The organism is Zavarzinella formosa DSM 19928 (assembly GCF_000255705.1).
Taxonomy (GTDB): domain Bacteria; phylum Planctomycetota; class Planctomycetia; order Gemmatales; family Gemmataceae; genus Zavarzinella; species Zavarzinella formosa.
This window is the reverse complement of sequence record NZ_JH636439.1, coordinates 1420359-1447082: the sequence shown is the minus strand read 5'-3', so window position 1 is coordinate 1447082 and position 26724 is coordinate 1420359. Positions and strand designations below refer to the sequence as shown.

General features: G+C 57.4%; 23 protein-coding genes. 13 read left to right on the top strand and 10 right to left on the bottom strand.

The window, feature by feature from the left end:
• Window positions 1–44 precede the first annotated feature (44 nt).
• Window positions 45–1301 (top strand): efflux RND transporter periplasmic adaptor subunit, encoded by a 1257-nt coding sequence (locus BGIM_RS49050; protein WP_020469042.1) that lies wholly within the window; start codon window positions 45–47, stop codon window positions 1299–1301.
• Window positions 1298–2542 (top strand): ABC transporter permease, encoded by a 1245-nt coding sequence (locus tag BGIM_RS0106775; protein WP_020469041.1) that lies wholly within the window; start codon window positions 1298–1300, stop codon window positions 2540–2542. The genes BGIM_RS49050 and BGIM_RS0106775 overlap by 4 nt, the downstream gene beginning before the upstream one ends.
• A 1-nt stretch (window position 2543) precedes the next feature.
• On the opposite strand, the gene BGIM_RS0106770 is transcribed toward BGIM_RS0106775, so the two are convergent.
• Both BGIM_RS0106770 and BGIM_RS0106765 read right to left on the bottom strand, forming a co-directional pair.
• A complete protein-coding gene (locus BGIM_RS0106770) occupies window positions 2544–3707 on the bottom strand; it encodes a phospholipase D-like domain-containing protein (RefSeq protein ID WP_020469040.1) in 1164 nt (387 codons plus the stop codon).
• 38 nt (window positions 3708–3745) lie between these two features.
• A complete protein-coding gene (locus BGIM_RS0106765; protein ID WP_020469039.1) occupies window positions 3746–4063 on the bottom strand; it encodes a hypothetical protein in 318 nt (105 codons plus the stop codon).
• Window positions 4064–4350: 287 nt separating this feature from the next.
• Here BGIM_RS0106765 and BGIM_RS62560 point away from each other — a divergent pair, with 287 nt between their 5' ends.
• Window positions 4351–4455: an LPXTG cell wall anchor domain-containing protein gene (locus BGIM_RS62560; protein ID WP_020469038.1), complete on the top strand. Its 105-nt coding sequence runs from the start codon at window positions 4351–4353 to the stop codon at window positions 4453–4455.
• A 379-nt stretch (window positions 4456–4834) separates the two neighbouring features.
• Here BGIM_RS62560 and BGIM_RS0106750 read toward each other — a convergent pair whose 3' ends face one another.
• Both BGIM_RS0106750 and BGIM_RS0106745 read right to left on the bottom strand, forming a co-directional pair.
• Entirely contained in the window at window positions 4835–6124 is a 1290-nt protein-coding gene (locus BGIM_RS0106750) for a TIGR03000 domain-containing protein (RefSeq protein WP_029629799.1), read from the bottom strand.
• 211 nt (window positions 6125–6335) lie between these two features.
• Window positions 6336–7142: a VOC family protein gene (locus tag BGIM_RS0106745; protein WP_020469036.1), complete on the bottom strand. Its 807-nt coding sequence runs from the start codon at window positions 7140–7142 to the stop codon at window positions 6336–6338.
• 658 nt (window positions 7143–7800) lie between these two features.
• Here BGIM_RS0106745 and BGIM_RS0106735 point away from each other — a divergent pair.
• On the top strand, window positions 7801–8367 hold the full coding sequence (locus BGIM_RS0106735; protein WP_020469034.1) for a hypothetical protein: 567 nt from the start codon (window positions 7801–7803) through the stop codon (window positions 8365–8367).
• Between the two features lie 101 nt (window positions 8368–8468).
• Here the strand turns inward: BGIM_RS0106735 and BGIM_RS0106730 are convergent, their stop codons facing one another.
• The 3 genes from BGIM_RS0106730 to BGIM_RS0106720 are packed head-to-tail and all read right to left on the bottom strand — an operon-like array spanning window position 8469 to window position 10834.
• Window positions 8469–9632: a DUF5685 family protein gene (locus BGIM_RS0106730; RefSeq protein ID WP_020469033.1), complete on the bottom strand. Its 1164-nt coding sequence runs from the start codon at window positions 9630–9632 to the stop codon at window positions 8469–8471.
• 48 nt (window positions 9633–9680) lie between these two features.
• Window positions 9681–9875: a hypothetical protein gene (locus tag BGIM_RS0106725; RefSeq protein WP_020469032.1), complete on the bottom strand. Its 195-nt coding sequence runs from the start codon at window positions 9873–9875 to the stop codon at window positions 9681–9683.
• Window positions 9872–10834 carry a DUF1573 domain-containing protein gene (locus BGIM_RS0106720; RefSeq protein ID WP_020469031.1) on the bottom strand — a complete coding sequence of 321 codons (963 nt, stop codon included), beginning with the start codon at window positions 10832–10834 and terminating at the stop codon, window positions 9872–9874. Before BGIM_RS0106720 ends, BGIM_RS0106725 begins: the two co-directional genes overlap by 4 nt.
• A 29-nt stretch (window positions 10835–10863) precedes the next feature.
• Here BGIM_RS0106720 and BGIM_RS0106715 point away from each other — a divergent pair, with 29 nt between their 5' ends.
• The 7 genes from BGIM_RS0106715 to BGIM_RS0106680 all read left to right on the top strand — a co-directional run bounded on the left by BGIM_RS0106715 (window position 10864) and on the right by BGIM_RS0106680 (window position 19437).
• Window positions 10864–12333, top strand: a complete 1470-nt coding sequence (locus tag BGIM_RS0106715) for a hypothetical protein (RefSeq protein WP_020469030.1) — start codon at window positions 10864–10866, stop codon at window positions 12331–12333.
• Between the two features lie 7 nt (window positions 12334–12340).
• Window positions 12341–13240, top strand: coding sequence for a histone deacetylase family protein (locus tag BGIM_RS0106710; protein ID WP_020469029.1), 900 nt, complete (start codon window positions 12341–12343; stop codon window positions 13238–13240).
• Window positions 13241–13376: 136 nt separating this feature from the next.
• Window positions 13377–15155, top strand: a complete 1779-nt coding sequence (locus BGIM_RS0106700) for a cation:proton antiporter (RefSeq protein ID WP_020469028.1) — start codon at window positions 13377–13379, stop codon at window positions 15153–15155.
• Window positions 15156–15200: 45 nt separating this feature from the next.
• Window positions 15201–15593 carry a thiol-disulfide oxidoreductase DCC family protein gene (locus tag BGIM_RS0106695; protein ID WP_020469027.1) on the top strand — a complete coding sequence of 131 codons (393 nt, stop codon included), beginning with the start codon at window positions 15201–15203 and terminating at the stop codon, window positions 15591–15593.
• A 127-nt stretch (window positions 15594–15720) separates the two neighbouring features.
• A complete protein-coding gene (locus BGIM_RS0106690; RefSeq protein WP_020469026.1) occupies window positions 15721–17508 on the top strand; it encodes a GspE/PulE family protein in 1788 nt (595 codons plus the stop codon).
• Window positions 17509–17561: 53 nt separating this feature from the next.
• The gene (locus BGIM_RS0106685; protein WP_020469025.1) at window positions 17562–18767 is read left to right on the top strand and encodes a type II secretion system F family protein; all 1206 of its coding nucleotides are present in this window, start codon (window positions 17562–17564) and stop codon (window positions 18765–18767) included.
• Between the two features lie 97 nt (window positions 18768–18864).
• The gene (locus BGIM_RS0106680; RefSeq protein WP_020469024.1) at window positions 18865–19437 is read left to right on the top strand and encodes a hypothetical protein; all 573 of its coding nucleotides are present in this window, start codon (window positions 18865–18867) and stop codon (window positions 19435–19437) included.
• Between the two features lie 150 nt (window positions 19438–19587).
• Here the strand turns inward: BGIM_RS0106680 and BGIM_RS0106675 are convergent, their stop codons facing one another.
• Window positions 19588–20448: an alpha/beta hydrolase gene (locus tag BGIM_RS0106675; RefSeq protein WP_202947224.1), complete on the bottom strand. Its 861-nt coding sequence runs from the start codon at window positions 20446–20448 to the stop codon at window positions 19588–19590.
• Between the two features lie 414 nt (window positions 20449–20862).
• Here BGIM_RS0106675 and BGIM_RS57065 point away from each other — a divergent pair, with 414 nt between their 5' ends.
• Window positions 20863–23340, top strand: a complete 2478-nt coding sequence (locus tag BGIM_RS57065; protein ID WP_162136226.1) for a PAS domain S-box protein — start codon at window positions 20863–20865, stop codon at window positions 23338–23340.
• Window positions 23341–23444: 104 nt separating this feature from the next.
• Here the strand turns inward: BGIM_RS57065 and BGIM_RS0106660 are convergent, their stop codons facing one another.
• Entirely contained in the window at window positions 23445–23741 is a 297-nt protein-coding gene (locus BGIM_RS0106660) for a hypothetical protein (RefSeq protein ID WP_020469022.1), read from the bottom strand.
• Window positions 23742–23777: 36 nt separating this feature from the next.
• On the opposite strand from BGIM_RS0106660, the gene BGIM_RS0106655 reads away from it, so the two are divergent.
• The gene (locus tag BGIM_RS0106655) at window positions 23778–24182 is read left to right on the top strand and encodes a DUF805 domain-containing protein (RefSeq protein ID WP_020469021.1); all 405 of its coding nucleotides are present in this window, start codon (window positions 23778–23780) and stop codon (window positions 24180–24182) included.
• Between the two features lie 169 nt (window positions 24183–24351).
• Here the strand turns inward: BGIM_RS0106655 and BGIM_RS57060 are convergent, their stop codons facing one another.
• Complete coding sequence (locus BGIM_RS57060; protein WP_020469020.1) at window positions 24352–26685, bottom strand: WD40 repeat domain-containing serine/threonine protein kinase; 2334 nt, start codon at window positions 26683–26685, stop codon at window positions 24352–24354.
• Window positions 26686–26724: the final 39 nt, after the last annotated feature.

Below are 26724 nucleotides of genomic sequence, written 5' to 3'. Positions count from 1 at the left end.
ATCCGCTATGATGGGGTGGCAATCATCCCACCGGGGAACAACTGATGTGGCGGGCGTTCAAGTGGCTGGTGATCCTCGGTGTAGCCGGCGGCGGGATGGCCTTTGCCGCCCAATTGGGGAAGAACTACCTTCAGGCCAAGGCGATTCCCCAGTTCACCGTTGCCAAGGTCAGCCGGGGGCGGGTTGAAACAGTTGTCAACTCCACGGGACCGGTAAAACCGGTGCAATCGCTTTCGGTCGGATCGTTCATCTCTGGCCCTATCGCGGAAATCCTCGTGGATTTCAATTCAGTCGTGAAAAAGGGCCAATTGCTCGCCCGGATCGACCCGCGATTGTCGCAAGCGGCGGCTGATCGTGAGCGGGCCGGACTCGCCACGCAAAAGGCCGACTTGGCCCGAATCGAAGCTCAATTGAAGCAAGCCGAGCGAAACGAACAACGGGCGATTAACCTCAAGAAAGCAAATAAAGACTACGTTTCCGATCAGGAGATGGACCAACTGCACTTTGCCCGCGTCGCCCTCGACGCCCAAGTGAAACTCTCGTTGGCCAACATTTCGTCAGCGGAGGCAAGCGTGAAAAACGCCGAGACAAATCTGGAGTTTACGAAGATCATTTCCCCCGCCGATGGCATCGTCATCGACAGGAAAGTCGATTCCGGCCAGACAGTCGCCTCATCGTTTCAAACGCCGGAAATGTTCATCATCGGGCCGGACATGGAAAAGCACATGCACGTTTACGCCAGCGTCGATGAGGCGGACATCGGCCATCTCCGGGCTTCACAGGAACAAGACCGAGAAGTGAGTTTCACCGTGGATGCCTACCCCGAGGATGTGTTCAAGGGGAAAATCTATCAGGTGCGCAAAAGTTCCACAACCACGCAAAACGTGGTGACTTACCCCGTCATCATCGAAGCGCCCAATCCGGCCCTGAAACTGATGCCGGGAATGACGGCGAATGTCTCCTTCCAGATCGACGTGCGGGAATCGGTGTTGCGAGTTCCGATGGCCGCCCTGCGTTACATGCCTCCGAGCCATCTCGTGCGACCGGAGGACAAGGAATTGCTGGATGTGAAACCCGTCAAAGACCCCAAGGAGGGGGAAGAAAAGCTATCGGCCACGCAACGAGCCATCCAGGCGAAAAACCGCTTCAAGCGATTGGTGTGGGTGCGTGATGGCAATTTGCTTCGGGCCGTCCCGGTGACACTGGGGTTAATGGACGGCCAATTTGCGGAACTCCTTACGGGCGATCTGACGGAAGGACAAGAACTTGTCACCGGTGTCGAAGGAGAAAAACGGCCGTGAGATTCTCCGACCTGTTCTTGCTGTCGCTTCGGACGCTTGGCAAAAACAAGCTCCGCTCGGGTCTCACAGTCCTCGGGGTGGTCATCGGCATCGCAGCAGTCACGGTGATGGTGTCCATCGGACAAGGCGCGGGCCAGATGATCCGAAATGAATTCGCCACGCTTGGGTCGAACGTCATCATTGTGTTCCCGGCCCGGAAAGCGGGGGGTGGCGGCGTGCGTGAAACACCCGCCCAAAACCTCACGGCGGCCGACGCCCAAGCCATTGCGGATGAATGCCCCTCCGTCCGGGCGGTCAGTCCGCTGGTCGGCGCCTCGGCTCAAGTGGTCGGAGGCAATGTCAATTGGAAACCCAAGGACATGCAGGGGGTCGGGCCGGATTATCTGGATGTGCGAAACTGGAAAATGGACGACGGAGAATTCTTCACGGATCGGGATGTGGCGGCCGCCAACAAAGTGTGCGTGATCGGCCACACGTTATGGATCAAACTCTTTCCCGGCATGGACCCGGTGGGCCAGCAACTTCGGGTGAAGAACATCCCCTTCACGGTGGTCGGCGTGCTGGCCAAAAAAGGGGCCGATCTGGTCGGCAACGATCAGGACGACATCATCCTGATGCCATACACGACGGTGCGAAAACGCCTGCAAGGTTCGCAATTTTCCAATGTCGATGTCATCATGATCTCGGCCCGCAGCGAGCAAGAATCGGCCAAATCCGTCACGGAAATCACCGCCCTGCTGGCCGAACGTCACAAGATCGCCCCCGGCCGGCCCAATGATTTTCAGGTGGAAAACACCGTCGAAATCGCCCGTGTGATGAACATCATCACGGGTTCGTTGACGGCGATGCTTTCGGCCATCGCGGCCATTTCGCTGCTCGTTGGCGGCGTGGGAATCATGAACATCATGTTGGTGTCTGTCACCGAACGGACGCGAGAGATTGGCATTCGGATGGCCCTCGGCGCGAGGTCGCGGGACATCCTTCGGCAATTTTTGATCGAAAGCGTCGTCCTGTCCGCCGTCGGCGGGGTGATCGGCATCGCCCTCGGCGTGGCGGGTTCTTATGCGGTGACGGCCGGGATCAATGCGTTTTTGCCATCCGCGAAGTGGCCGATGGTGGTGTCAATCCCGGCGGCCCTGATCGGCCTCGCCTTTGCCGCCGCCGTGGGGATGTTCTTCGGCTATTACCCCGCCCGGCGGGCAAGCAAACTGGACCCGATCGACGCCCTGCGATTTGAATGAATCAACGGCCGTCGCGGGCCTTGGCGGCACCGTAGACCCGTTGAAACTCTTCCTCGAAGAGTTTTGCCACCGAGGGGCTGCGGATAATCACCACGTTCTCGTCATTCGATTTGTCAGCCGATTCGCTGAAGTTGAACGACCCGGCGACCGTGGTTTGCCCGTCCACCACAATCACTTTGTGGTGCATGTTTCGCGGATTCGCGTCAAGATAAACTTGCACAGGCTGGCCCGCCGCCCGGAACTTCTCGTATTCGGTATGGCCCCCGGCCGCCTGAGTTTTCTCGAAGACCCCCTGCACTTCCACACCCGCCTTTGCCCGGCCAAGCATTGATTTTCCGATGCCATCGTGCGTGAAGCTAAACGCGAGGAAATGAATGACCTGACGGGCCTTGTTGGTTTCGGTGATCACATGTTCAGCGATATGGTCGTGAGTGGAGAAATAATTCTCGATGACCGTGCCGTCGGAAAGCGTGACGGTGGGATGCGGAATTTTATAGGCGCGGGATGGGGCCCCACCGAACTTGTGCAATTCAAACATCCAGCCAAACTTGGTCGTATAATTTTCGGCGAGTTCCCGGCTCTCGATGAATATGCCATTGTTGTTGTTTTTGTACGCGCAGTTTTCCGTGAAGTTCATGGAGCCGGTCCAGACGGCTTTGTTGTCGAACACCATGAACTTATCGTGCATCAACGCCCCGTCCCGCTGGTCGTCAATCACGGTGACACCAACAGCCTTCAACGCATGAATCCCGCTAGCCTGAAGATAATTCGTCTCCGTGGCGACACGCACCCGCACCCCCCGATTGACGGCCCGGACCAGCGCCTCCGTGATGACTTTGTTGTCGAGTTCAAAAGCCGCCACGTCGAGTGTGGACTTCGTCTGGTCGATGTAGGCCACGCAGGCGGCGGCGATCTCCGATTTGCCCGGCGGCAGATCGGGCGTGGAGAAATAAATGCGAATTGTCCCGGTTTGATTGTTTCCGGCGGCGGTTTCCGGTTCACCGGGGTTCGCTGACACCGGCCGGTGTTCGCTCAGCCAATGGTAGGCGTCGATGACCCACTCATACCCGCTGACGGGGGCGATGCCCGTTACGGCGAGAATCAGCCCGAAGAACCACTTGAGCGGACCGCGGCGACTCGGTGTTTTGGCGCGTTTTTTCGCCATGATTAGATTCCATCCTGTTGTCCGGCGGCAAGCCCGCCTTATTCCACTTGCCCCAGCAAGCCCGTCAGTGTTTCCGTGCCATCCCGGCCGGGCTTCCATTTCAAGCCGTTGCTCGTGGCGACACCGGCGGCATCGCCATGCTCCCGCCACGCGGCCATGACCTTGCCGATGCCCATCGCCTTTCGGCAAATCGTTTCAAGCTGGCGTTTGGCCTCGGCCATCGTTCTTGCTGATCGGGCCACGCTCTTGGCGCGGCCGATCAACCAAGTGTTCAGCATCTCGGCCTCGGCTTCCAACAGGTCGCCGGTCAGCCCCTCGTCATTAAGGATGCGTTCGATCAACGGGCCGGCGTCCATCCGACTCCTCGGGAGTTCTTACGTTGCCCCGTGCGATACCAGATCACCGACGACCAGGCAAGCCGAATTTTCCACCCTTCCGAATTGCCGTAATCCTGAACATGAAGATTTTAGGCGGACAGTTAACTCCATGCTTGCATTCGCCTTGCGGGCTTGCTAGAACGATGCAAACTTCCTTGGCATTCCGACCGATTTTCAAGCGTAATCCGCATTGTCGGGTGCGGAACGGCCAGTTCTGGAAGCAATCCATACTCGGTCATCAAGTGACCACTTAGGGGAGATGTCTGATGGACTTTATTTACAGTTGGCCTGGAATGGGGCTCATGGCGGTCCTGCTCATCGGCTTGGTGGGCGTGCTGATTTATGTTCGCAAGAAGCAGTCCGACGATTAAAGTCTGGTCAGATTGAAATATCGTCGGGGGGTCGGAGATCGTCTCGCGAGACGACCCCCGACCTCCCCGACGCCTTTTTATATCCCCTCCCTGTGTGCTGTCTGTCCCCAGTTCGCTTTCGCCATCGCCTTTTCTCAATTTGAATCAACAATCTTCCAACAATCATATGATCGCAGGTTTGACACTTTGCACGCGAATTGTCGGCCAGATGAATTAACGCAGCAGAGATGAGAATGTCGCTTGGGTGACCATGAAAGCACAAAACCGTCATTCCGCTGACGGCATGTTCAACCTCGTGATGGTTGAACATGCCGTCAGCGGAATGACGGTGGCTGATTGAAAAGCCAGATGACGACGACCTAACGGTCGCCATATTTTTTCACTTTCCACCAGTTTGGGCGATGGCCGGTGTCGGGCCGAAGCGAGCGAGCAGTTTCTCGAAGCTCGCCTTCGTCGTTTCACCGGGAATCACCAATACTTGCATCGCTTCCTCATGCTCACGGCCATCTTCAATGACGACGGCCTTCACCGTGTACGAATACTCTTGGCCCGGCGCGAGGGCGGGCGTGCGGAAAATCCGCTCGGCCGCGTCGCTTTTCAGTTGAACCCCTTCGACAAACACCTTGGCCCCGGCCGGGACATTCAACACCACCGTGGCGGCCATCGGGTTGACGCCGAGCGTCTTGATGCCTTCCTTTTTCGGAGCGGGTTCTTCCTTCTTGTCATCGAACGGTTTGATGAGAGGAATGTTCGTCGGCGGCTTGGGTATTTCCGGGGTGTTCAATCCCGGCGCCACCGGAGGATTAAACGGCACCATCGGCGTGACACCGGGGGTTCCAATCGGAGGAACATCCGTCCGATCAGACATGGGAGGCGGGAAAATGCCCGGCCCCGCCGGAGCCTTGGGGGCTTCCGGCATCGCGGCGCCGGGAACGCTGTTCAACGGAGAGGGAACATAGCCGGGGGCCACGTACTCCCGTTGCGGGGCATACGGACGCGGTTCGTAAGGCATGAAGTCTTGCGGCTGATACCGGGGGATGTCCGCCAGCGTCGGGGGATGTTGAACAGGAACGGCCCCGTAGAAACCGTAGTTACCATACGCGCCAAAACCGGCATATCCGACACCCGACGAATGGCCGATCAAGCCGCTGTCAAAAGCGAAGTGCCCGTAGGTGCAGCAGGGATTCCGCTGGGTGTAGTAAGCGTAAGGCGGGGCGGTGACACACGGCCGACAACCGGCCACGTTGGTCCAATAGGCAGGCGTGCATCCAATACCCCAATCGTTGAGACCATGGATGGAGAAGCAACTCGCTTTCCCGCCGCCAAAACCATACCCGTTTCCGCAACCGCCGCTTCCGCAACTGGCCCCATAGCCGGAACCGCAACCGGCCCCATAGCTGGGTCCACAACCACAACAGGTGGGGCTATAGAAATGGCCATAAGAGGCGGTCGCGCAACTGCCGCAGAACGAGCGAGCCCCGCCGGGATAATACCCGAAGCCTTTGTTCCAGCAATTTACCCAGCCATAACGGGCGGGCAGACAGCAATCGTAAAAACAGTGTTTGCTAAAGTAGCCCCCGCCATAGCGGGAGGGATTGACGTGGCACAGAAAGTCCTGCGGCACGTCCGGGGCCGCCGTCATGGCGGCCATCATCACGAGGCTATACATGCGATCACACTCCTTCGCGCAGGGGCGCATCCTAACGAGCACAATGTCTCGGGGAAGGCTTGCCGCGCGAGCGGGGAGTCGCAAATCAACGGGCTTGGAAATCAGCGAAAGGACAGAGGCTGACTCTGGCGTGACCGGCGTGAACGGCAAAACCGTCCGATAAAATTCGCCAGTCACCCGGTTCGTTCGGCGTGTGCGGAATGTGCGGGGATCAAACGTACTGAAGCAACTGCCAGTTCAGCCCGCCGGTCTCACTGAAGGGAATCGTCGAAGTCCGCGTCATCGGCAGGACGCCGTCAGCCGCCGCCGGGGCGGAGAAACCGGCTGCCAACGCGGACTTCACGGAAGACTCAAGATCAGGGACTTCCAACGACATCATCGGGGCCGGTCCCGGTGTCCGCTTCATGAGGGGGCTTTGGTCGTCGACCGGGCCAAGGAGTTCGATGATCGCATCCCCAATCCGATATTGGCGGATCAACATGCTGGGCGTGCGGATTTCACCATGCCGGGGAATGCCGAGGACGTTTTCCCAAAATTCGCTCTTCGTCACCAAATCATGTGTGATGACCGCCAAATGGTCGAGTCGTTTGGCCGGAAACTTGTTGCCAAACCCGCCCATGCCGGCAATGGCCTGATGACGATCCTTTGTAGAATCCTTCCATTCGATCAGTCGAAGATGGACTCCTGCTGTCTTGAGCGTTGACAACATCGCCATTTCCGCAACGGGATGTCCCTGATCGTTTCGCCACGGAATGATTTGTGCCGAGAGTCCTTTCTTCTGAAGCTGATCGACCACTTTGGCCAGATCAGTCACCCGGATGCCAAATTCCAACACCCCCGGCGGGGCGGTCGATTCGGACTGCACCCAGATTTGGAAAAGGTTCTTGGCCGATCCGAAGGACAATGCCCAGCCCCCACGCCAAGGAACGATGTTCCAACCAATTTGGCTGACAGCCTTCAATGCAAGTTGCGGATCAGCCGGTGCATAACAAAGATGATCGATGGCTTCGTAAAACATGGACGCCCGGCTCCGATTGTTGCCTGATGATATTTCAACCATACAGATGGTAGCGGCCTTCTCGCATCAGGATCCGGAAGAAAATCCGATTTGAAACCCGCCTTTCGACATCTCTCCCGTCTGCATTTTCGGCTTATACGTCAGGCCGCCGAAAAAGAACCCGTCGCCGTTTTCCAAGTCTGGGCCAAAACACCATTTGGGCCATGTGGCTACTTTCAACCCTCCGGAAATCAACATCGAGCGGTCATTATAGGCCATTGGAATCGGCCCATAATCGCCCCGGATTACTCCAAAATCATCAGGCGACGTGTCGATTTACCGGGGGTTTTGAAAAATAGTGTTCAGTTGGCCCACTGTTTTTGACCACTTGGGTGGGTGTCCAACTGTCCAAAAATGGTCGCCGGACGACTGTTTTTCATCTTTTCAGGTCACTTTTGGGTCGCATTTTGACCGGTTTTGAAATCGTGAAATCCCAAGCCCTGTAGCCTGTTGCTCACAAGAAAATTCTGGCCCGTTTGAGTTTTTTGAACACAAAACGAATTTCCATCCTCATGAGTAACGTATGAGGCACAATCAATCATTTCTCCAACCCAACGGCATCTCGTTTGCGGCTTTGTGAGTGGTAGCAATCTCCCGGAACACGCAGTGAGAACAAGCCATGCCTCCCGAAAATAATCAGCGCAAAGAATTGGAATCGACGGCCGATCTGCCGACATCCGGACACCGCAATGCTGATCCAATTACGAATGCGCCGGGGTCACACCCACTCGAAACAGGCATCGGGGCCGCCATTGGCGGAGCCGCCACCGGGTTGGCCATCGGGTTGGTGGGTGGTCCCGTGGGGGCCATTGTGGGAACGGTTGCCGGGGCCGTCGCCGGGGGGTACGCGGGCAAAGGCGTCGGCGAGTTGATCGACCCGACCACCGAGGACAACTGGCTCCGCGACTCATTCGCCGGAAAGCACTATGTGATGAGCGGGGAGACTTTTGAAACCTACGTTCCTGCTTATAACTACGGTGCCGAAGCCGAAGCCCGAAACGCCGGAAAGACCTTCGGCGAACTGGAAGAAGACCTTCGCGACAAGTGGGAACGAGACCACCGAATCGGAGCGATGGAATGGACCCACGCCCGAGATGCCGTGAAGGATTCCTATGAACGGACATGTGAGTTAAGAAAAGCTCGCGAACGGGCGGCCGAAGCGGCGAATATGTTCACACCGATGTAGTCTCTCGGGAAAATGAAACCCAACTTTTCGACGCGGTTCAATTTCTGCGGATCGCGTCGGCGTTTCGGCAATCGGCATTCCACGCATGGGAATGCCGTCGCTCAACATGAACAATCGCCGCATTCAGCAATGGCACAACAAGCACCGGCACCATCGATTCCCGAGCAGCAGTCCGCGCCCAACGCCCCGCAATAACACATATCACAACAACCGTCGCAAGTCGGATTGCCGCAACAACTCGACCCGCCACCCTTTTTCTGATTCACCTTATCCACGCCGCCCGGCAGTTCCGGAGGGATGCCATCGACCACTGGAGTGGCGTTCGGATCAATAGGGCCCGCCGGATCCGGCTCTGTTGGCGAACCCGAAGAAGCAAGCACTGGAAGCATGATCCGGCTGGGTTTCCGGGCCGCCGGAGTCGGGCAGGTCCGTCCCTGGGCCATTGGATCGAGCTGCAAAAGACGTTGCTGAACGCGAGCCAGAGTGATTGCCGAGCGTGCGTTTTCGCTCACCGATGTGCGGATGAAAACTTCGGCCCGATGGAGCCGATCCAAGCAATACACCATCGCCTCATGAACGGCTTCTTCATCCGCTAACGGATTGAATTCCCCCCGTCGGCGATCCCGCTTCCAATCCACGGCACAATCAAAAGCGATCAACGCGGCCCCGACATGGCGGCCCACGGTTGTCAGCACTTGTTCTTGGGCGTGGAGACCGCCAATCTTGGCCATCTGGCCAAAAACATAGCCGAAGGCGTTGGCCGTCGGTTCTGTGTAGTCAGCAAGGGGGGGTGATTCGCCGGAATGCTCCAGCCGATGATGATCGGCGATGAGTTGCCGCACGTTGGCGTTGAAGCGAAAATCCAAATCCGTGAACATCTTCCGGGCTGAACGGATCTTCCACCGCAATACCCACGCAATTGCTTTGCGGGAAAGTCGGGTTAGAAATCCTTGGGCGTCTTGGACATCGTCATCCAGTTTGATTGAGGCGAGCAGAACGCCGACGCCGCCGCAGAACCGGCCGATGGCGGCATCTGCATCCCGGTGAATGTTCGCGGGCTTTGCCAGCCGACAGCATTTCACATGCGGCATCACCGAAGCCGGGAAGGCTTCGAGATCAGCCGCGAGTTGATAGAGAAAAACGGCTTCGTAACTGTGAAAAGGCAACGAGCGGACGCCGAAGTTCACCCGCTGATGCTGGCAAAGCCGGGCGTAGGCTCGCCGATAGTCCGGCGTGTGGGGACGAGGGTTGAGAAATCCGAACATGAATGACCCCGGTACCGGACGCCCGCTCCCGCTTGGTCGGGAGGCGAATCAGGGAGTGCCTCGAAATTTGTCGATCAGGTAAATCATGAGCGTGAAGACAAGCGTAAACAAGAAGCAAATCACCCAAATCTGGAAAGCCCAGCGGGTAAGCTTCGTCACTGGCGTGTCGCTGGCCGTGTAACGGGGGATCGGATCGTTCACCGGATCGTCGGCCGGGGGTTCCGCAGGAAGATTCGTGTTCATTTGCTCCACTCCACCAAGATGCTGATCGCGCGGGCCGCCGGCAGTTTCGTTTTGACGATCACCGTGGCCGTGCCGGTGACCTGTTCGGGTTGCCCGTTGAGAGTGATCCGAACCGTGGCGTCGTTGCCCGGTCCCCTGGCCCATTTGACACTCAGGAATTTCTCGCTGGCCGAGACGGATTCGAGATCAATCTCCCGGTCTTCTCGGTCCCGCAATGTCGCCAATTTACTGGCGCCAATCCCCCGGAGCATGACGCTCGCGGGAACGGCTTGGATCGCATCAACCGGGGCTTTTTTGACGATTCGCACCGGAATGCGGATTTCCCGATATTCCGGATCATCCGTGTCGATGGCCAGTTCGTCAACATACGATCCGACCGGCAAGTTTTCTCCCACTGTCAACCGGATTGCCTGATGTTTCACAACATCTTTAACATTCGCCGGATCGACTTTGGACGTCACCTGATCGACTCCCAGCCTCGCCCCGGTGACAGTCAACGCTTTGCCCCGCCGGTCAAACACGGTCACGAGGCCGCTCAAGTCTTTTTCGCCGATCATCACCAACGAAACTGGCTCGACCCAAACATCCTTTTTCACTTTCGCGCTGACGGACAACGCTAGTTCTGCTTTTTCCTCACGACCTTCGACGGCATAAACAACGCCCACATTCCACTGGCCGGGACCTTCCGGTTGTGTCAGCAGGTTGAAATTTACCCGCAAGGCGGTTTTCTGACCGGGAGCCAGAGACTTCTCGCCGAGATCATATTTTGCGCAGGCACACGTTCGCCGGACATCCACGATGGTGAGCGGCTTGGTTCCGGTGTTCTCCAAATGAAACACATGAACCAGCGGCTTGTTGGCCGTCACTTCTCCAACGCTCGCCTGCGACGTATCCGCACGCAACAGCGACGAATCAGCGCCCGGCAGGATGGCCATCAAGAGAAGGAGAATTCCGTTCATTTCTCGGGGATACCGCCGTTCCGCATTCGATGCAAGAGGGGTTTGAATTGCCGTTGGCGAAATCCCCGCCCGCCGTTAATGTTTCCGGCGTGAACGTTGATTCCCCGACGAACGAACCGGCCGATCCTTGGTGGGTCCGGCTGTTGATTTTTATTGTCCCGATGGTCTTGGCCCTCGTCAGCGCCAAGCCTTACGCGGGAAGTTGGAACGATGGTTCCCGGCTGGCGGCCATCGAATCGCTCGGTGACCGGGGCACTTTTGCCATCGACGAATCGGTGTTTGTCCGCGTGCCAGAGGAATTGATCGATCAAGGCACCCCGCCCTTCAATCCGACCGATCCTCTTTTGCTTCGGTACGGGACATTGGACAAACTGTTCATCGCCGGACATTTTTACTCGGACAAACCACCGGTTGTTTCGATTCTCCTCGCGGGGGAATATCGTCTTTGGCGACTGGCGGGAGGACCGAGTTTTGCGGAACGCCCCGACATTGTCGTTTACTGGATGACAGTTTTCACCAGCGGACTCGCTTATGCCGTGGCTGTGTGGTGTTGGGCCATTCTCGCCCGATTGCGGGGATGGCCGCGGCCAATCCGGCTGACTCTGCTTTTGGGCTTCTCACTCGGCTCGATTGCCATCCCTTACATCGAGTATGTGAACTCCCACGAAATGTACCTGGGGGTGATGTCGGCGATCATCCTGCAAATGGAGCGCATTCGCCGGGCTGTCGCAACCAATGGCCGGGTCATCGGCAAGTTGCTCGTGCTTGGCACACTCGGCGGCTTGGGTTACAACCTTGATCCGGGACTTGCACCGGGCCTTGCCCTCGCGGTCTTCGGCTGGGTGGTCTACCGTGTTCGCCGATGGCATCCAACCCTATTGTTCGTGATGGCCACTCTTCCTTGGGTGACTGCTCATCATGTGTTGAATCATGAGATCGGCGGCAAATGGATCACACCGGCGAACGCGGTGCCGGAATATTTCAACTACCCCGGCAGTCCTTTCACTGAAACAACCATCACGGGGTTCTGGCGGCACACGCCGCAACGGTTCGCGTTGTATCTCGTCGATCTCCTGTTCGGCAAACAGGGATTCCTCACGCACAACCTGCCGTTGATGCTTGCCGTCTTTTGTGTGCCCCGCATGATTTGGCGGCGAACGCTGACGGCCGAACAAGCGGCCGGGCTGGTCTTCGCCGGGTTGGGCTACCTGAGTTATGCGATCCTCTCCAAGAACCACGGCGGGGCGTGCTGTTCCGTTCGATGGTTTGTGCCGTTTCTGGCGGTGGGCTATCTCATCATCGGCGACTTTTTGACCTGGCGCCCAGAACATCTGCGAGAGTTAAAAATCCTGACCATCGGGGGGATACTCCTCGCGGTCTTCATGTGGTGGGTGGGTCCTTGGACGCTTCGTTTGATTCCCGGATTCTGGCCAATCATGGGGACGACGATGGTTGCCTTCGCCATCAGCGGCCTCTCAAGCCGTCGTCAGCCGGTATGATTCTTCCATGCGGCTTTATTACACCGATCAATTTGTCCTCCCGTTGCCGGACGGGCATACGTTTCCGATGTCCAAATACCGGTTGCTGCGCGAGCGAGTGTTGGCTTCAGGCCTTGTGTCGCCCGATTCCCTGATCGTGCCCAACGCGGCCACCGACTCCCAACTGGCATTGGCTCACGACACCGATTACATCGCCGCCATGTCGGCCGGAACCGTCGGCGAGCAAGCCATGAAACGAATCGGCTTCCCGTGGTCCCCGTTGCTCGTCGAACGCTCCCGGCGTTCGGCCGGGGCAACGACCCAAGCATGTCGAAGCGCGCTCGCGGATGGTTACTCGGTCAATCTGGCGGGGGGCACGCATCACGCATTTCAGGATCACGGCGAAGGGTATTGTCTGTTCAATGATTCCGTGATTGCTTCCCGTGTGTTGCAATCGGAAGACCTGATCCGGCGGGTGGTGGTGATTGATTTGGATGTCCATCAAGGAAACGGAACCGCCGCGATTTGCCGGGATGACCCGAGCATTTACACCTTCTCCATGCACGGGGCAAAGAACTACCCGCTGCAAAAAGAGCAAAGCGACTTGGATATCGAATTGCCAGACGGCACGACCGACGAACCATATTTGGAAGCCTTGGCCAAAGGACTGCGCCAATCCATCAATAAAGCCCGGCCAAATCTGGCGATCTTTCTCGCCGGAAGCGACCCGTTTGAAGGGGACCGCTTGGGACGGTTAAAACTCACCAAAACCGGACTGGCCGAGCGTGACCGGATGGTTTTCGAGGCGGTCCGCGTGGCCGGTCTGCCGTTGGTGGTCACGATGGCAGGCGGCTATGCCAAAGATGTGAACGACACAGTGGACATCCACTGGCAAACCGTCCGACAGGCCATCGAGGCGGCATCCTGATTTCTGTTCGTTGGCGAACAATCTTTCCATTTTGATTGGTCAACATTTCTACCCGAACATCGGGCGCCGGTCCTATCTCTATGAGTGTCTTCCGGCCGCCGGTCGGATCTGACCGCGCGCCAACCGGAGACCTGTCGTGGACCACCCCAATCTCATCATCACCCTCGCGGGAGGGCTGGCTGCCGCATTGGTTTGCGGTTACATCACCCACCGATTGGGCCTGTCACCCATTGTGGGCTATCTGCTGGCCGGTTTGGCCGTCGGACCACACACGCCCGGTTTCATCGCAGATGAAAAAATCGCCGCCGAACTCGCCGAGATCGGCGTGATTCTGCTGATGTTCGGGGTCGGGTTGCATTTCGATGTGCGAGACCTGTTGGCTGTGCGGAAAGTGGCCGTGCCGGGGGCCATCGCGGACAGTCTTCTGATTACGCTCATCGGCTTTGGCGCCGGATTGACGTTCGGGTGGTCGCTTGGCGCGAGCGTGGTGTTTGGGCTGACGATGTCCGTGGCCAGCACCGTGGTTCTTGTGCGAGTGCTGGCGGATCGCCGGGAATTGCACACAGCGCCCGGACATATTGCTGTCGGCTGGCTGGTGGTTGAGGATTTGTATGCCGTGCTGGTGTTGGTTCTCCTGCCGGTGGTGTTTCAAGGAGAAGCCTTGGGAATCGGCGGCTTCGCCATCGCCGTCGGGTGGTCGGTCGCCAAGATTGCCTTGCTGGTGGTGTTCGTGATTCTCGCGGGAGGAAAGATTGTCCCTTGGATTTTGGCCCGCGTCTCGGCCACCAACTCACGCGAATTGTTCACGCTGACAGTGCTGGTGCTGGCCTTGGGGATCGCCGTCGGATCGGCTTCTTTGTTCGGCGCGTCGATGGCCTTGGGGGCGTTCCTTGCGGGCACGGTTGTCGGCCGGTCAGACTTCAGTTCACGGGCGGCGGCCGAGGCATTGCCAATGCGGGATGCCTTCGCTGTGTTGTTCTTTGTTTCCGTCGGAATGCTGTTCAACCCGACCGCCCTCTTGGAACATCCGGGATTGATCGCCGCCGCCACGGTGGTGGTGTTGATCGGCAAGCCAACCGTGGCTTTTCTGTTGTTGACTCTCCTGCGACAACCCCCGCGTGTGGCCCTGACGGTCGCGCTGGCGCTGGCCCAGATCGGCGAATTTTCCTTCATTCTCGCCACGGCCGGGCAAAAGTTGGAAATCATCCCTGCCGAGGCCATGCACGCTTTGGTGGCGGCGGCCATCATCTCCATCAGCCTGAATCCGCTGGTATGCCGACTGGCCGGCCCGCTTGAGAAGTTTGGCCGCCGTTTCCCCGCGATTTGGAAATTCATCGATCGATCACGAAAGAACCTTCCCGGCCTGACCAATGAACCGGACAACATGGACGGAGATATCCCGACACGGGCCATCGTCGTGGGATATGGGCCGGTGGGTCGCACGTTGGTGCGGTTGCTGCAGGAGAACAACATCGAACCGACGGTGGTGGAAATGAATCTGGTGACCGTCCAAAAATTGCGGGCCGCCGGCATCCGGGCGGTTTACGGCGATGCTTCTCACGAAGAAACCGTGAAGGAAGCCGGAACAGAACGGGCGACCGCCTTCATCCTCAGTTCCTCCGACACTCCCCGCGCCGAGGAGGCCATTCGGTTTGCCCGGACGGCCAACCCCGAAATCCGGGTCGTCGCCCGTGTCGGCTACCTGCGGGACCGGGCGGCGTTGATTCAAGCAGGCGCGGATGTGGTGTTCACCGGCGAAGGCGAAGTGGCCCTGACCATGACAGAGTTTTTGCTGCGTCGCCTCGGCGCCACCCCGGACCAGATTGACCGCGAGCGGGATCGCATCCGCACGGAATTATTCGGCCGACCGCTTGGCATAGAAAATGTCGTCGCCACAACGACCGCTTCTCAATGAGGGCAACAGTCTGTTATCATCAACAATGCCCTTGGGGATGTTTTCATGGCCCGGTTGCAGATTTTTTACGATGGCCGCTGCCATCTCTGTTCTCGGGAGATCAGCCACTACCGAAAAAAGGCGATCCCCGGAACAACCGAGTTTGTGGACATCACCGCCGACACATTCGACCCGGTGGCCGAGGGGTTCGACCCCAAACGAGTCAACCGGCATCTGCATACCCGGCTTGATGGAAAATTGTTCATCGGCGTCGATGCCTTCCGGGCGATTTGGTCGGTCATCCCCGGTTATCGTTGGTTGGGGTGGCTGACAGGACTGCCGGTCGTCCACTTCGTTTCCAAATTTTTGTACTCGATCTTCGCCCGCATCCGGCCGCTGTTTCCCAAACGAAGGAAGTGCGGCACGGAGGCATGTCAGATCGGCGGGAAAGCCGGTTAAATCGGTTCGAGAGATTAAAGCGTTCTGAGAACAAGACATTTCCCCGCTGGCGTGATTTGCCTCCACACGTTAACCTGATGATTAAGACGGGCCTTTTTCCAGCCCGTCCGTCACCGGACGAGGCCTCATGTTCCTGATCGAACGACTCCGCGAAAACGGTCAACTCTCGGATACGGACGCCAAACGGGCCGAGGAACTCCACGCCCAAGACCCAAACCGCCCCCTGCACGAACTGATGATCGAAAAGGGGATCGGCAGCGAGATGCAAATCCTCACAGCCCTCGGCGAGGAATTTGGCCTCGAATTTGTCGATCTCTCACACACGATCATCTCTGCCGAAACGCTCTCCGTGATGCCCACGAAGATCGTTCACCGCAAGGGGCTGATGCCCATCTCGCGGAACAACGGCACGCTGGTGGTCGCCACGTCAAACCCTTATGACGTAAACACGCTGGATGAATTGCAGACGCTCACCGGGTTGGAAATCACCCCGGTGCTGGGAAGTCAGCGGGAAATCTCCCGCCTCATCAAGCACCACTTCGGGGTTGGCGGCGAAACGGTGCAAGCCCTCGTCCAGGAACGGGACGATGTGGAGTTGCTGGAGGGAATCGAGGCGGACGACAGCGAACTGGCCAAGCAGGCTCAAGAAGCCTCCGTCGTCAAGCTCGTGAACGAAATTCTGATCGAAGCCATCAACGAGCGGGCAAGCGACATTCACGTCGAGCCGGAAGAAAACGCCATTCGCATCCGGTATCGGATCGACGGGTTGCTTCAAACGCAGATGTTGCCGCCGGAAATCAACCGGTTTGCGTCGGCGATCATCAGCCGCATCAAGATCATGTCGCGGTTGAACATTGCCGAAAAGCGTCTGCCGCAAGACGGTCGTATTAAGATGCGCGTTCAGGGCCGCGAAGTGGACGTGCGGGTGTCCATCATCCCGATGATTCACGGCGAAGGCATCGTGATGCGGTTGCTGGACAAGGGGCGGATGGTTTTCAATCTCGCCAACTGCGGGATGCTTCCCCCGATTCACCGAACATTCAAGAAACTGATTGACCTGCCCCACGGCATCGTGCTGGTGACCGGGCCGACGGGTTCCGGGAAATCCACCACGCTTTACTCGGCCTTGAACGAAATCAAGGACGAAGTGACGAAGATCATCACCGTGGAAGACCCGGTCGAATACCAGCAACCGGGCATCAGCCAGATTCAGACGCACGCGAAGATCGGGCTGACATTCGCCACGGCCCTGCGGTCGATCCTTCGGCACGACCCGGATGTGATCCTCATCGGCGAAATGCGGGACAAGGAAACATCCGACGCGGCAATCCAAGCCTCGCTGACGGGTCACATGGTATTCAGCACGTTGCACACCAATGATTCCCCCAGCGCCTTCACCCGGCTCATCGACATCGGCGTGGAACCGTTCCTTGTGGCCAGCACCGTGGAAGGCATCATGGCCCAGCGCCTGGTGCGGACGATCTGCAAAGACTGCAAAACGGAGTACGTGCCGGAAATGGACGATCTCCCCATCGACTTCCCGCATCGGGAACGCTTTGGCGACATGTCCAACGCCGAACCCACGCCCCTTGATGCAAGAATGCAACACGCGATCCAAGACTTGATTTCCCCCGACAAGCCACTTGAAGGCAAGCCTAAAATTCACAAGGGCCTTGGCTGCCGGGCCTGTCGCCAATCCGGTTATCGCGGCCGAACCGGCATCCATGAACTGTTGATTAACTCCGATGTGTTGCGGGATCTCGTTGTCAACCGGGCGAACGCCAATCTCATCCGGCTTGAGGCCATGAAGGCCGGGATGCTTACCCTGCGGCAAGACGGCTGGTTGAAGGTGTTGAGGGGAAGCACAACGATCGACGAAGTCAACCGGACAACCGCCGGGGATATGATTGGTTGAGGATTTGGGAACGGTTTTGTCACCCGCGGGAATCATCGACGAAGAGGATTGGCATGCCTGATTTCACCTACGAAGCGATGGGCCGGCTCGGCGACCGCAGCGCCGGCGTGCTGACAGCGACCAGCGAACGCGAGGCGAGCATGATGCTCGACGCGCGCGGACTGTTCCCCATCCGAATTGCCCCGATGCGCGCCAAGTCGGCCGGTTCGGGCGGGAAAAAAGTGAAGGGGCGGGTGGTCAGCGCTTTTTACGCCCAACTCGCCGACCTGCTTCAATCCGGGGTGCCGCTGCTCAAAGCCCTCGACATTTTGGAGAAGCAAGGGGGCAATCCCAACTTGGCTTTCGCCATCCGGGAAGTGCGGGCCAAGGTGGCCGACGGGACGACCCTCGCCGATGCGATGAAACCTTTTCCGAAAGTGTTCAACGAATTGTCCGTCAGCATGGTCCGCGCCGGTCAGGAAGGGGGCTTCCTGGAGGATGTGCTGCGGCGTATCGCGGATTTCACCGAACACTCCGAGGACATGAAATCCGAGGTCATCGGTTCGATGGCCTACCCCGTGCTTCTTGGCGGCGTGGGTTTCGTGATTTTGAATGTGCTGGTGATTTTCTTCGTTCCCAAGTTCGAGCCCATCTTCGAGAAGTTGGCCAAAAAGGGCGAACTTCCCGGTTTGACCGTCTTCATCATCGGCCTCAGCCATTTTTTGCAGACACATTGGTGGTGGTTAGGGGGACTCTTTTTCGGCGGCGTGGTGTTGTTCCGCCGTTGGAAGAACAGTGATGCCGGAAGAATCGCCTTTGATCGCGTGCAACTGAAAATCCCGGTGGCCGGAACTTTGGTGTTGTCCCTCGCCCTCGGCCGCTTCACACGGATTTTGGGCACGCTTCTCGCCAACGGCATCCCCATCCTTCGTTCGCTGCAAATCGCCAAAGATTCCACCGGGAACAAGGTGCTTTCACACGCAATTGAGGAATCGGTCGAGAATATCACCGCCGGGCAAAAACTGGCCGCGCCGTTGCGCCGCTGCAAGTATTTCCCGTCCGACGTGGTGGAAATGATCGCGGTCGCCGAGGAGAGCAACAGCCTCGACAAAGTGTTGGTGGACATCGCCAACGCCTTGGAAAAGCGTTCGAGTCGGCAATTGAAGCTCTTCGTGAAACTGATGGAACCCGTGATGCTACTCGTGATGGCGGCCATCACGCTAATCGTCGTCGCAGGGTTGTTGTTGCCGGTGTTTAAAATGGGTTCGGCGGTCGGGTAAGCATTTCTCTTATTCGTCCGAGCCTTCGCACGTCTAAACTGATTCCATCGGGACACGCCCGTCCCGTCCCGCGCCCACATCACACCGGAGAATCATCATGCGTGCCATGCTTTCCATTGCCACCTTGTTCGCGGGGATCAGTTTCATGAGCGCCGCCGAGCCGACAGTCAGCGCGAAATTGATCGCCAAAACGAACTCTTATGCCTGGCCGGTCGCCCAAAAACCGGCCGAGTTCGATGCCATGTTGAAGGCGGCCCAGCAAGCCATCCGGGATAAAAAAGAGGCAATTGTACCCAAGCCATTCCTCGTTGATTTCGTTTTGCAACTCACCAACACTGGCAAAGAACCGGTGACGATTTTCGTGAAGGGGGATGTGAACACGCTAAATCTCGAACTCGAAGGCCCCGGTGTGGTCGCCCTTGCCCCGCCGAAGGCAGTGACGCTGGAATTTCGGCTGGCCCAACCGGTCAAGATCGAATCGGGGAAAACTTATGACATCGCGATCGATCAACTGCAAGACGGTTTCCGAGGCATGTCACGCCTGATCTTCTTCACTTCCCCCGGCGATTACACGCTCAAGGCGACCTACCAACTGGCTGATTCCGAGGAGCGAAAAGGAGCAGTACTCAAGACGGACCTTGTCAAGTTCCGGGTTGAACCACCCAAATAATTTTGGACTCTTCGCGTTTTCGAGTCGTCTCAACCACTCCCTCGACATGAGGCGAACGTTATAGCAGTCAAGGCTTTGCCACTGTTCAAACCATGCACCGTCTGAAGTGGCTGAAAGACATTTGTCGAAATGAGTTCCGGCTAGGCCAGCTTATTTCGGTGTTTCGGGAATTGCGGGGATGAATTTCAACTCGGCGAGCCAAGCCAGTGATTGCGTTTGCCAACGATCCCACATTTCCCCTTTGTATCCGTTCAGGCCATGCCCCCCCGAAGGCAACTCCAGAAATTTCACGGGTAGCTTCTGCAACCGCATCGCATCTGCAAAAGCACTGCTGTTCTCGATCACCACCACCTTGTCGTCTTTCGCATGGGCCAGAAACGCGGGAGGTGTTTTCGCAGTGATCTGTTTTTCATTCGAGAACAATTCCACTAACTTTGCATCAGGATTCTTGCCGAGCAGGTTGTTTTTGGAACCGCCGTGAGTCTTCTCACCCATCGTGACGACAGGATAGATCAGCACCGTGAAATCGGGGCGACAACTATTCCGATCAATGGGGTCGGCGGCTTTGGGGTCACCGCCGTCGAAGTGGGTTCCGGCCGTCGAGGCCAAATGGCCACCCGCAGAAAACCCCATGATGCCAATCTTGTCCGAGTTGATTTCCCATTTCTTGGCGTTTGCTCGCACCGTACGAATCGCCCGCTGAGCATCGAGCAATGGCACAAAAGTCCGTCCCTTGGGCAGGCGATATTCAAGCACAACGCCGGTGATGCCGTGGCTGTTGAGCCATGAGGCAATACCGTGGCCTTCCGCACCGGTGACCAAACCACCATAACCGCCGCCGGGGCAGATCACGATGGCCGCGCCGTTCGGTTTTTCGGGCTTGTGAACGCTGATCGTGGCGTCCCCTTCCTCAAAGTTACCGTCACCGATGGGAGCTTTCCCGTTCCACAGTTTTATCTTCTCGGGTTCGCCTTTTTTGACGGCAACTTGCCCGAACGCAGCGGACGCCATCAAAGGAAACACGAATAGGAAAACAAGCATTTTGCACATTGACTGCTCCGGGTGGATCATGTGGAGAGGCGTCCTGAGTTAGGACATTGCCCGATGTGAGATTTTAGGAAGTTCCAACGAAACTTCCGTCCATGCACATCTCCAGCGAGTTCATTCATGGTTGTCAACCGCCATGATCACGACAAATATCCCGAGCTGCCTCAATCCGAAGCGAGCCGAGACAAGGCAAAATGGAACGCCTCACTTCTCCGGCTGCTTTCAATCCCGCAGCCAGTTCAGATTGCATCAATCACTCGGGTATCGAACCCTGATGGAAATCCACCGGATGGAAAGAGCCGAAGATCGGACGAAACAGTAGTTAAGATATTCCAGGTATTCGTCTGTCAAACGAAGTCTGCCGCAGAGATCATCACCATGTGGAGCCGATTCGCAAACGGGCTGATGATCGACACCGATAATTGGCGGGCCGGGTTGCTTACGCTCATCCTGCGAGTGACTGTTTTTTTCGGATTCCTGGTCTATTTGCCCAGCTTCTACTTTGCGATCAAATTTGGCCTTGTCGGAGTCGCCGTCATCGACACGGTCGCTCTGCTCGCAATTATCGGACTGTTCTATTTCGATCAAATATCATTCCGTCTTCGCGCGACGGCCTTTTGCCTGACCCTGTACGTTCTCGCCGTCGGACTGTTGGTTTGGGTGGGATCGATCAGCCAGATTTATCTCTTTGGATTTTCCATCTTCACAGCTATTCTGCTCGGCCTCCGGGCCGGTTTGATTGCGGTCCTCCTGAGTTCGGCAACCTTGCTTTTGGTTGGTTGTCTCGGTTACGTGGCTTCCGAAATGGCAATACCGGACTGGTCCGAAGGCTTCTCCGGATGGGTGGTCATCACCCTCAATTTCACGCTGGTCAACACGATGCTGACGCTGGCAATCGCCGGGGTGATCGGAGCCATGAACAATGCTTTGAATCGGGCGATCGCCGCCCGCGCAGCCCTCGACCTGGAGCGAACGTTATTGCGCACGCTGATCGACGCGGTTCCGGATGTCGTGTTCACCAAGGACACTGAAGGCAGGATTGTGAACTGCAACCCGGCGACTCTTGCGCTGGCCGGACGCGAGCGAGAAGAGCAATTGGCCGGAGTGACCGTATTCGACCTGTATCCGCGCGAGCTTGCCGAGAAATTTCATGCGGACGACCTGCGGGTCATCTCGGGGCAACCGCTTCTGAACCGGGAGGAACGAAGCCTTGACCGCTTCGGGAATCCGGTGTGGCATTCGACGATCAAGGTTCCCTTGCGCGACGTGGCGGGCGAGATCGTCGGCTTGGTCGGAATCAGCAGAGACATCACCGCCCGCAAACAGGCGGAGGCAGAATATCTCCGTCTGCTTACCCGGCTTCAGATCCAGATCGAACGGATGCCACTGGCTTATTTGTTATGCGACGCCGATATGCGATTCACCCGATGGAACCCGGTCGCGGAGCGGATGTTTGGTTTTTCAGAGGCGGAGATTATCGGCAAACATCCCTTCGAGACGATCGTGCCCGCCGAGTCACAAGCTTTCGTGACGGGCGTTTTTGACAAAATCACGGCGGGACACATGGACGCCCACGGCGTCTATGCGAATCGGACGAAGGGAGGAGGAACGATCACCTGCGAATGGCATAACACTCCACTGTTCGATGAAGATGGAACGTTCGCCGGCCTGTTCTCCCTGGCCCAGGACGTCACCGACCGCAAGATACTTGAGGAGCAACTGCGTCAGTCCCAGAAAATGGAGGCGGTCGGCCAACTCGCCGGAGGCATCGCCCACGACTTCAACAACCTGCTCACCGTCATCAACGGGTACAGCGAACTCTTGCTTGGAGATATGAGCGAATCCAATGACTGGCGGGAATCGGTGTCGGCGATTCGGGAGTCGGGCGAGCGCGCTGCCGGGCTGACCAGTCAACTGTTGGCGTTCAGCCGTCAGACGGTTCTGATACCCAGGGTGCTGGACCTGAACGAGGTGATCGCCGACACCGGAAAGATGCTCGCCCGGCTGATCGGGGAGGACATCAGACTGTCCACATCCCTGGACCCCCGGATCGGCCAGGTGAAAGTGGACCCCGGCCAGTTCGGGCAGGTGTTGATGAACCTCGCCGTGAACGCGCGTGACGCCATGCCGACAGGCGGGGAACTCACGATCAAGACCCTGGGAGTCAACCTGGACGAGGCATATGCGGCGGGCCGATCCGAGGTCAGGACGGGCCGGTATGTGATCACCAGTGTCACAGACACCGGCCAGGGGATGGCCCCGGAAGTGATGGCGAGGGTGTTTGAGCCGTTCTTCACCACCAAAGGGGAAGGCAAGGGAACCGGCTTGGGGCTGGCCACCGTGTACGGAATCGTCAGACAGTCGGGCGGCCATGTCGAGGTCCACAGCGAGGTCGGGACGGGCACGACATTCAAAATTTACCTGCCCATTGTCACGGGCGAGGAAAGACCGGAGGCGGGATCCGAGACCGGAATCATTCGCGGGGGAACAGAATCGGTGCTGCTCGTCGAGGACCAGGTGGAAGTCCGGCGAATCGCCCTGATCGCCCTCCAGACGAAGGGCTATACGGTGGTCGAGGCAGCGGACGGCCAGGAGGCGCTCCGGTTGATTGAGCGGGACCGACTCCGTTTCGACATTCTAGTGACCGATGTGGTTATGCCGGGGATGAACGGCCGGGTGCTTGCGGAAGCCGTGAGCCGGATCTGTCCGGGGATCAAGGTGTTGTACATGAGCGGATACACTGACGATGCCGTGGTCCGTCACGGTCTCCTTCAGGCAAGCATCGCCTTCCTGCGCAAGCCTTTCACGCCAATGTCGCTCGCCCGGAAAGTCCGTGAGACATTGGATCAAAAATGATCGGGCTGACGATCCTGAGACAACGTATTTCGGGGTGTTCGGCGCCGGGCACCGCGGCATCACTTCAATCCCTTCCCAAAGCACCCCGCATGAAACCTCCGACGTCATGCCTTGGTCAACGAACGGCGCCAGACTTGTTCGGTGATCTGATCGAGGAAGTGGCCGATGCAATTCGGCATGGATGATTCGCGCGCCAACGAGGGGTTAGGTGAAAAGGATTGACGATGACCATTGGAAAACATTGGGATGAAGATGAGTTTCCCAAGGGAAATACCAGCGATCGGGCTGGCATCAACCAAGGATGCCGGCCAGGATATCAAAATCAATTCCATCTTGTGCAAAATTGTTTGGACAGCGTGGGTCTTTTGTGCCAATCTGTGCGGAAATGATCGCGCGATCATTCGCCTCGAAAGTATCCCCACGCATCGGAAAATCTCATGAATTGGTATTTGGAAGTGCTGAAGAAGTACGCGGTTTTCAGCGGACGGGCACGACGGTCGGAGTATTGGTTTTACACTCTGTTCAGCACATTGATCGGTTTCGTTCTCGGATTGATCGATGGTTTTGCCGGACTGACAGACCAGTCGGGTAGTATTGGTGTTTTTGGCACCATTTACAGTTTGGCGGTATTTCTCCCCGGCATAGGCGTGCTGATTCGGCGATTGCATGACACCGATCGGAGCGGATGGTTCTGGTTTATCGTCTTGATTCCTTGTATTGGCCCGATCCTTCTTTTGGTTTGGTTGGCGACAGACGGGGACGTCGGTGACAATAAGTATGGCCCCGATCCCAAAGATCGTGTGCGCGCCAGCAGCAGAGATGCGGATTACTTGGACGATTGACCCTTGACTGGGTCAAAATGCGATCTGTCAACAAACTATCATGCGACGGCGGGCCGATCGAATGAATTTCACCACCCAACCCCGCCGTCGTTCCCTGCCGTTTCAACAACTCCGCTTAAATCTACTTGATCATCCTTAGTGCCGGCAACGGACCCGTTTCCACGCCAGATCACTCCGGATTCCACACACGCACGGAACCGTCCCGGCCGCTGGTGGCAATCAACGATCCATCTCGGGAAACGACCACCCCATGGACAGGGCCGCCATGACCGCGGAAGATTTTCACCACTTTTCCGGTGGCCGTCTCCACCCAGCGGGCGGTGCGATCCTGCCCGGCGGTGACAATGTGTTTTCCGTCCGGAGAGAACGACAACGCCCAGATGTCTTCCTCATGGATCGAATCGTAACTTTCCTTCGGCTCCCGTTTCTCAATGTCGTAGAGCTTCAAGGTGTGATCCCAACCGGCCGAGGCCAAAACCTTGTTGTCCGGGCTGAAAGCAACTGCATACACCGGGCCGACGTGACCGGTGAAGGTGGTGTACGGCATGCCGTCTTTTACATGCCACACGCGAACAGTCTTGTCGCTTCCGGCGCTCGCCACCAACTTCCCGTCCGGAGAGAACGCCAGCGACATGATGATGCTGCCCGCATGGGCTTTGATTGATTGGAGCGGTTTTTGGGTTTCCGCATCCCAGATTGTCACGATGCCATCCCGAGTTCCGCTCACGATTTTTGTCCCGTCCGGGGAAAAGATCGCACAGCGAACCGGAAACGGATGATCAATGTCGGAGATTAATTCTTTCGACTTGACATCCCAAATGCGAACATGGCCGTCATCGCTTGCGGTCAGCAGTCGAGAACTATCCTTGTTGAAGGAGATGGTCCAGACTGGCGACTTGTATTTCATGTTGTTCAACACGCCAAGTTCACGACCGTCGCGGGCCGAGACGAACTTGACCATCCCCCCCTCGCTGGCCGTGGCGAGCAGTTCACTCTTGGAATCGAATGCGACGGACCAGATCGCCCCGTCCTGTCCTTTCAAAACATACAGCGGTGGAATCTCTTCTTCCTTGGGAGCGGGATTTTCAGCCGCCGTCAGCCGGGTTAACCCACGCTGACCCAACAGAGTGAACTTGGTGGTTTTTGTGGCTTCAAGAACCGCAAGGAGACCAAGGCCGCCGATTAAAACCGAGGCTGCCACCGGGCTGTAACGCCGCCACCAACTCCGGGCATAGGCCGGGACAAAAAAGGAGCTTCGCCGGGTCACCGTCTGCGGTTGATCGGCCGGTAACTTCGCCAGTTCCGAATTCAGAATCACGGCCACCTCAGCGGCATCCTTGAAGCGGTTTTTGGCAGTCTTTTCCAACAATCGATCCACGATCTCGGCAATCGAGGCGGGCACCGACGAGTTTGCATCTTGGACGGATCGGTGCCGGGATTCAGTCACTTGCCGAAGCACCACGAACGCGGATGAGCCTTGGAAGGGAGGATTGCCCGTCAACATGGCGTACAACACGCCGCCGAGGCTGAACAAATCGGAGGAGGCCGTCAGTTGATCGCCTCGGGCTTGTTCGGGAGACATGTACAATGGCGTCCCGGCGACGAACCCCGTTTGAGTGATCTTCACGTCTTCGTTCAAACGAGCCAGACCAAAATCGGTCAACAGGACGCGGTTGGTGGTTTGTTCGATGAGGATGTTGCCGGGCTTGATATCCCGATGAATCAGGCCATTGGCATGGGCCGCCGCCAGACCGGACGCCGTCGCGGCGGCAATACGGACGGCTTCCCGCACCGGCAACGGACCATGCTGGTCAAGCAAGTCTTGAAGGGATCGCCCCTTCACGAACTGCATCACAATAAACGAGAGATCACGTTCCTCGACATGTTCCACATGGTGGATGGTCACAACATTTTCATGAGTCACCCCGGCGGCCGCCCTCGCCTCGCGGCAGAATCGCCCTTGTGCTTGTTCATTGGTGGCATATTGCGGGTCCAGCACTTTGACGGCCACGGTGCGTTGCAGACACGCATCGAAGGCCCGGAAGACCATTCCCATTCCGCCTTTGCCCACTAACTCGACGATTTTGAAGCGATCAATCTGACCAAGGTATTCCGGTTCCTCGGCCGGTTCGAGAAAAGAATACGCCTTCGGTCGGAGACCACTCGAGTCAACATGGTGAATAGGAGTCACTGATGTGACCGTCGCCGAAACCTCCGATTCCTCTTCTTTCAGGGAGGCCGCTTCGGGCATCGGTGTGTCTAAATCCATCTCAATTTTTTTCAGAGCCGGCCAAAAAGCCGAACGCACCTCTGGCGGGGTGTCCAACTTTGCTGATCGCGCGGCTTCCATGATGCTGGTATTGCCAACAGCGATTTTCTCGATGCGAACCTGGCAGCCGGGGCATTCATCTAGGTGACGGACGATTTGCAGTTCTTCCGTCTCGGGAAGCACACCACTCACCATCTGTTTTAATTTGCCGTCTTCAGGGCATGTGGTTGTCATGGGACGCTGATTCGGTTCGGGTTTCATCAGTGCTGTTTG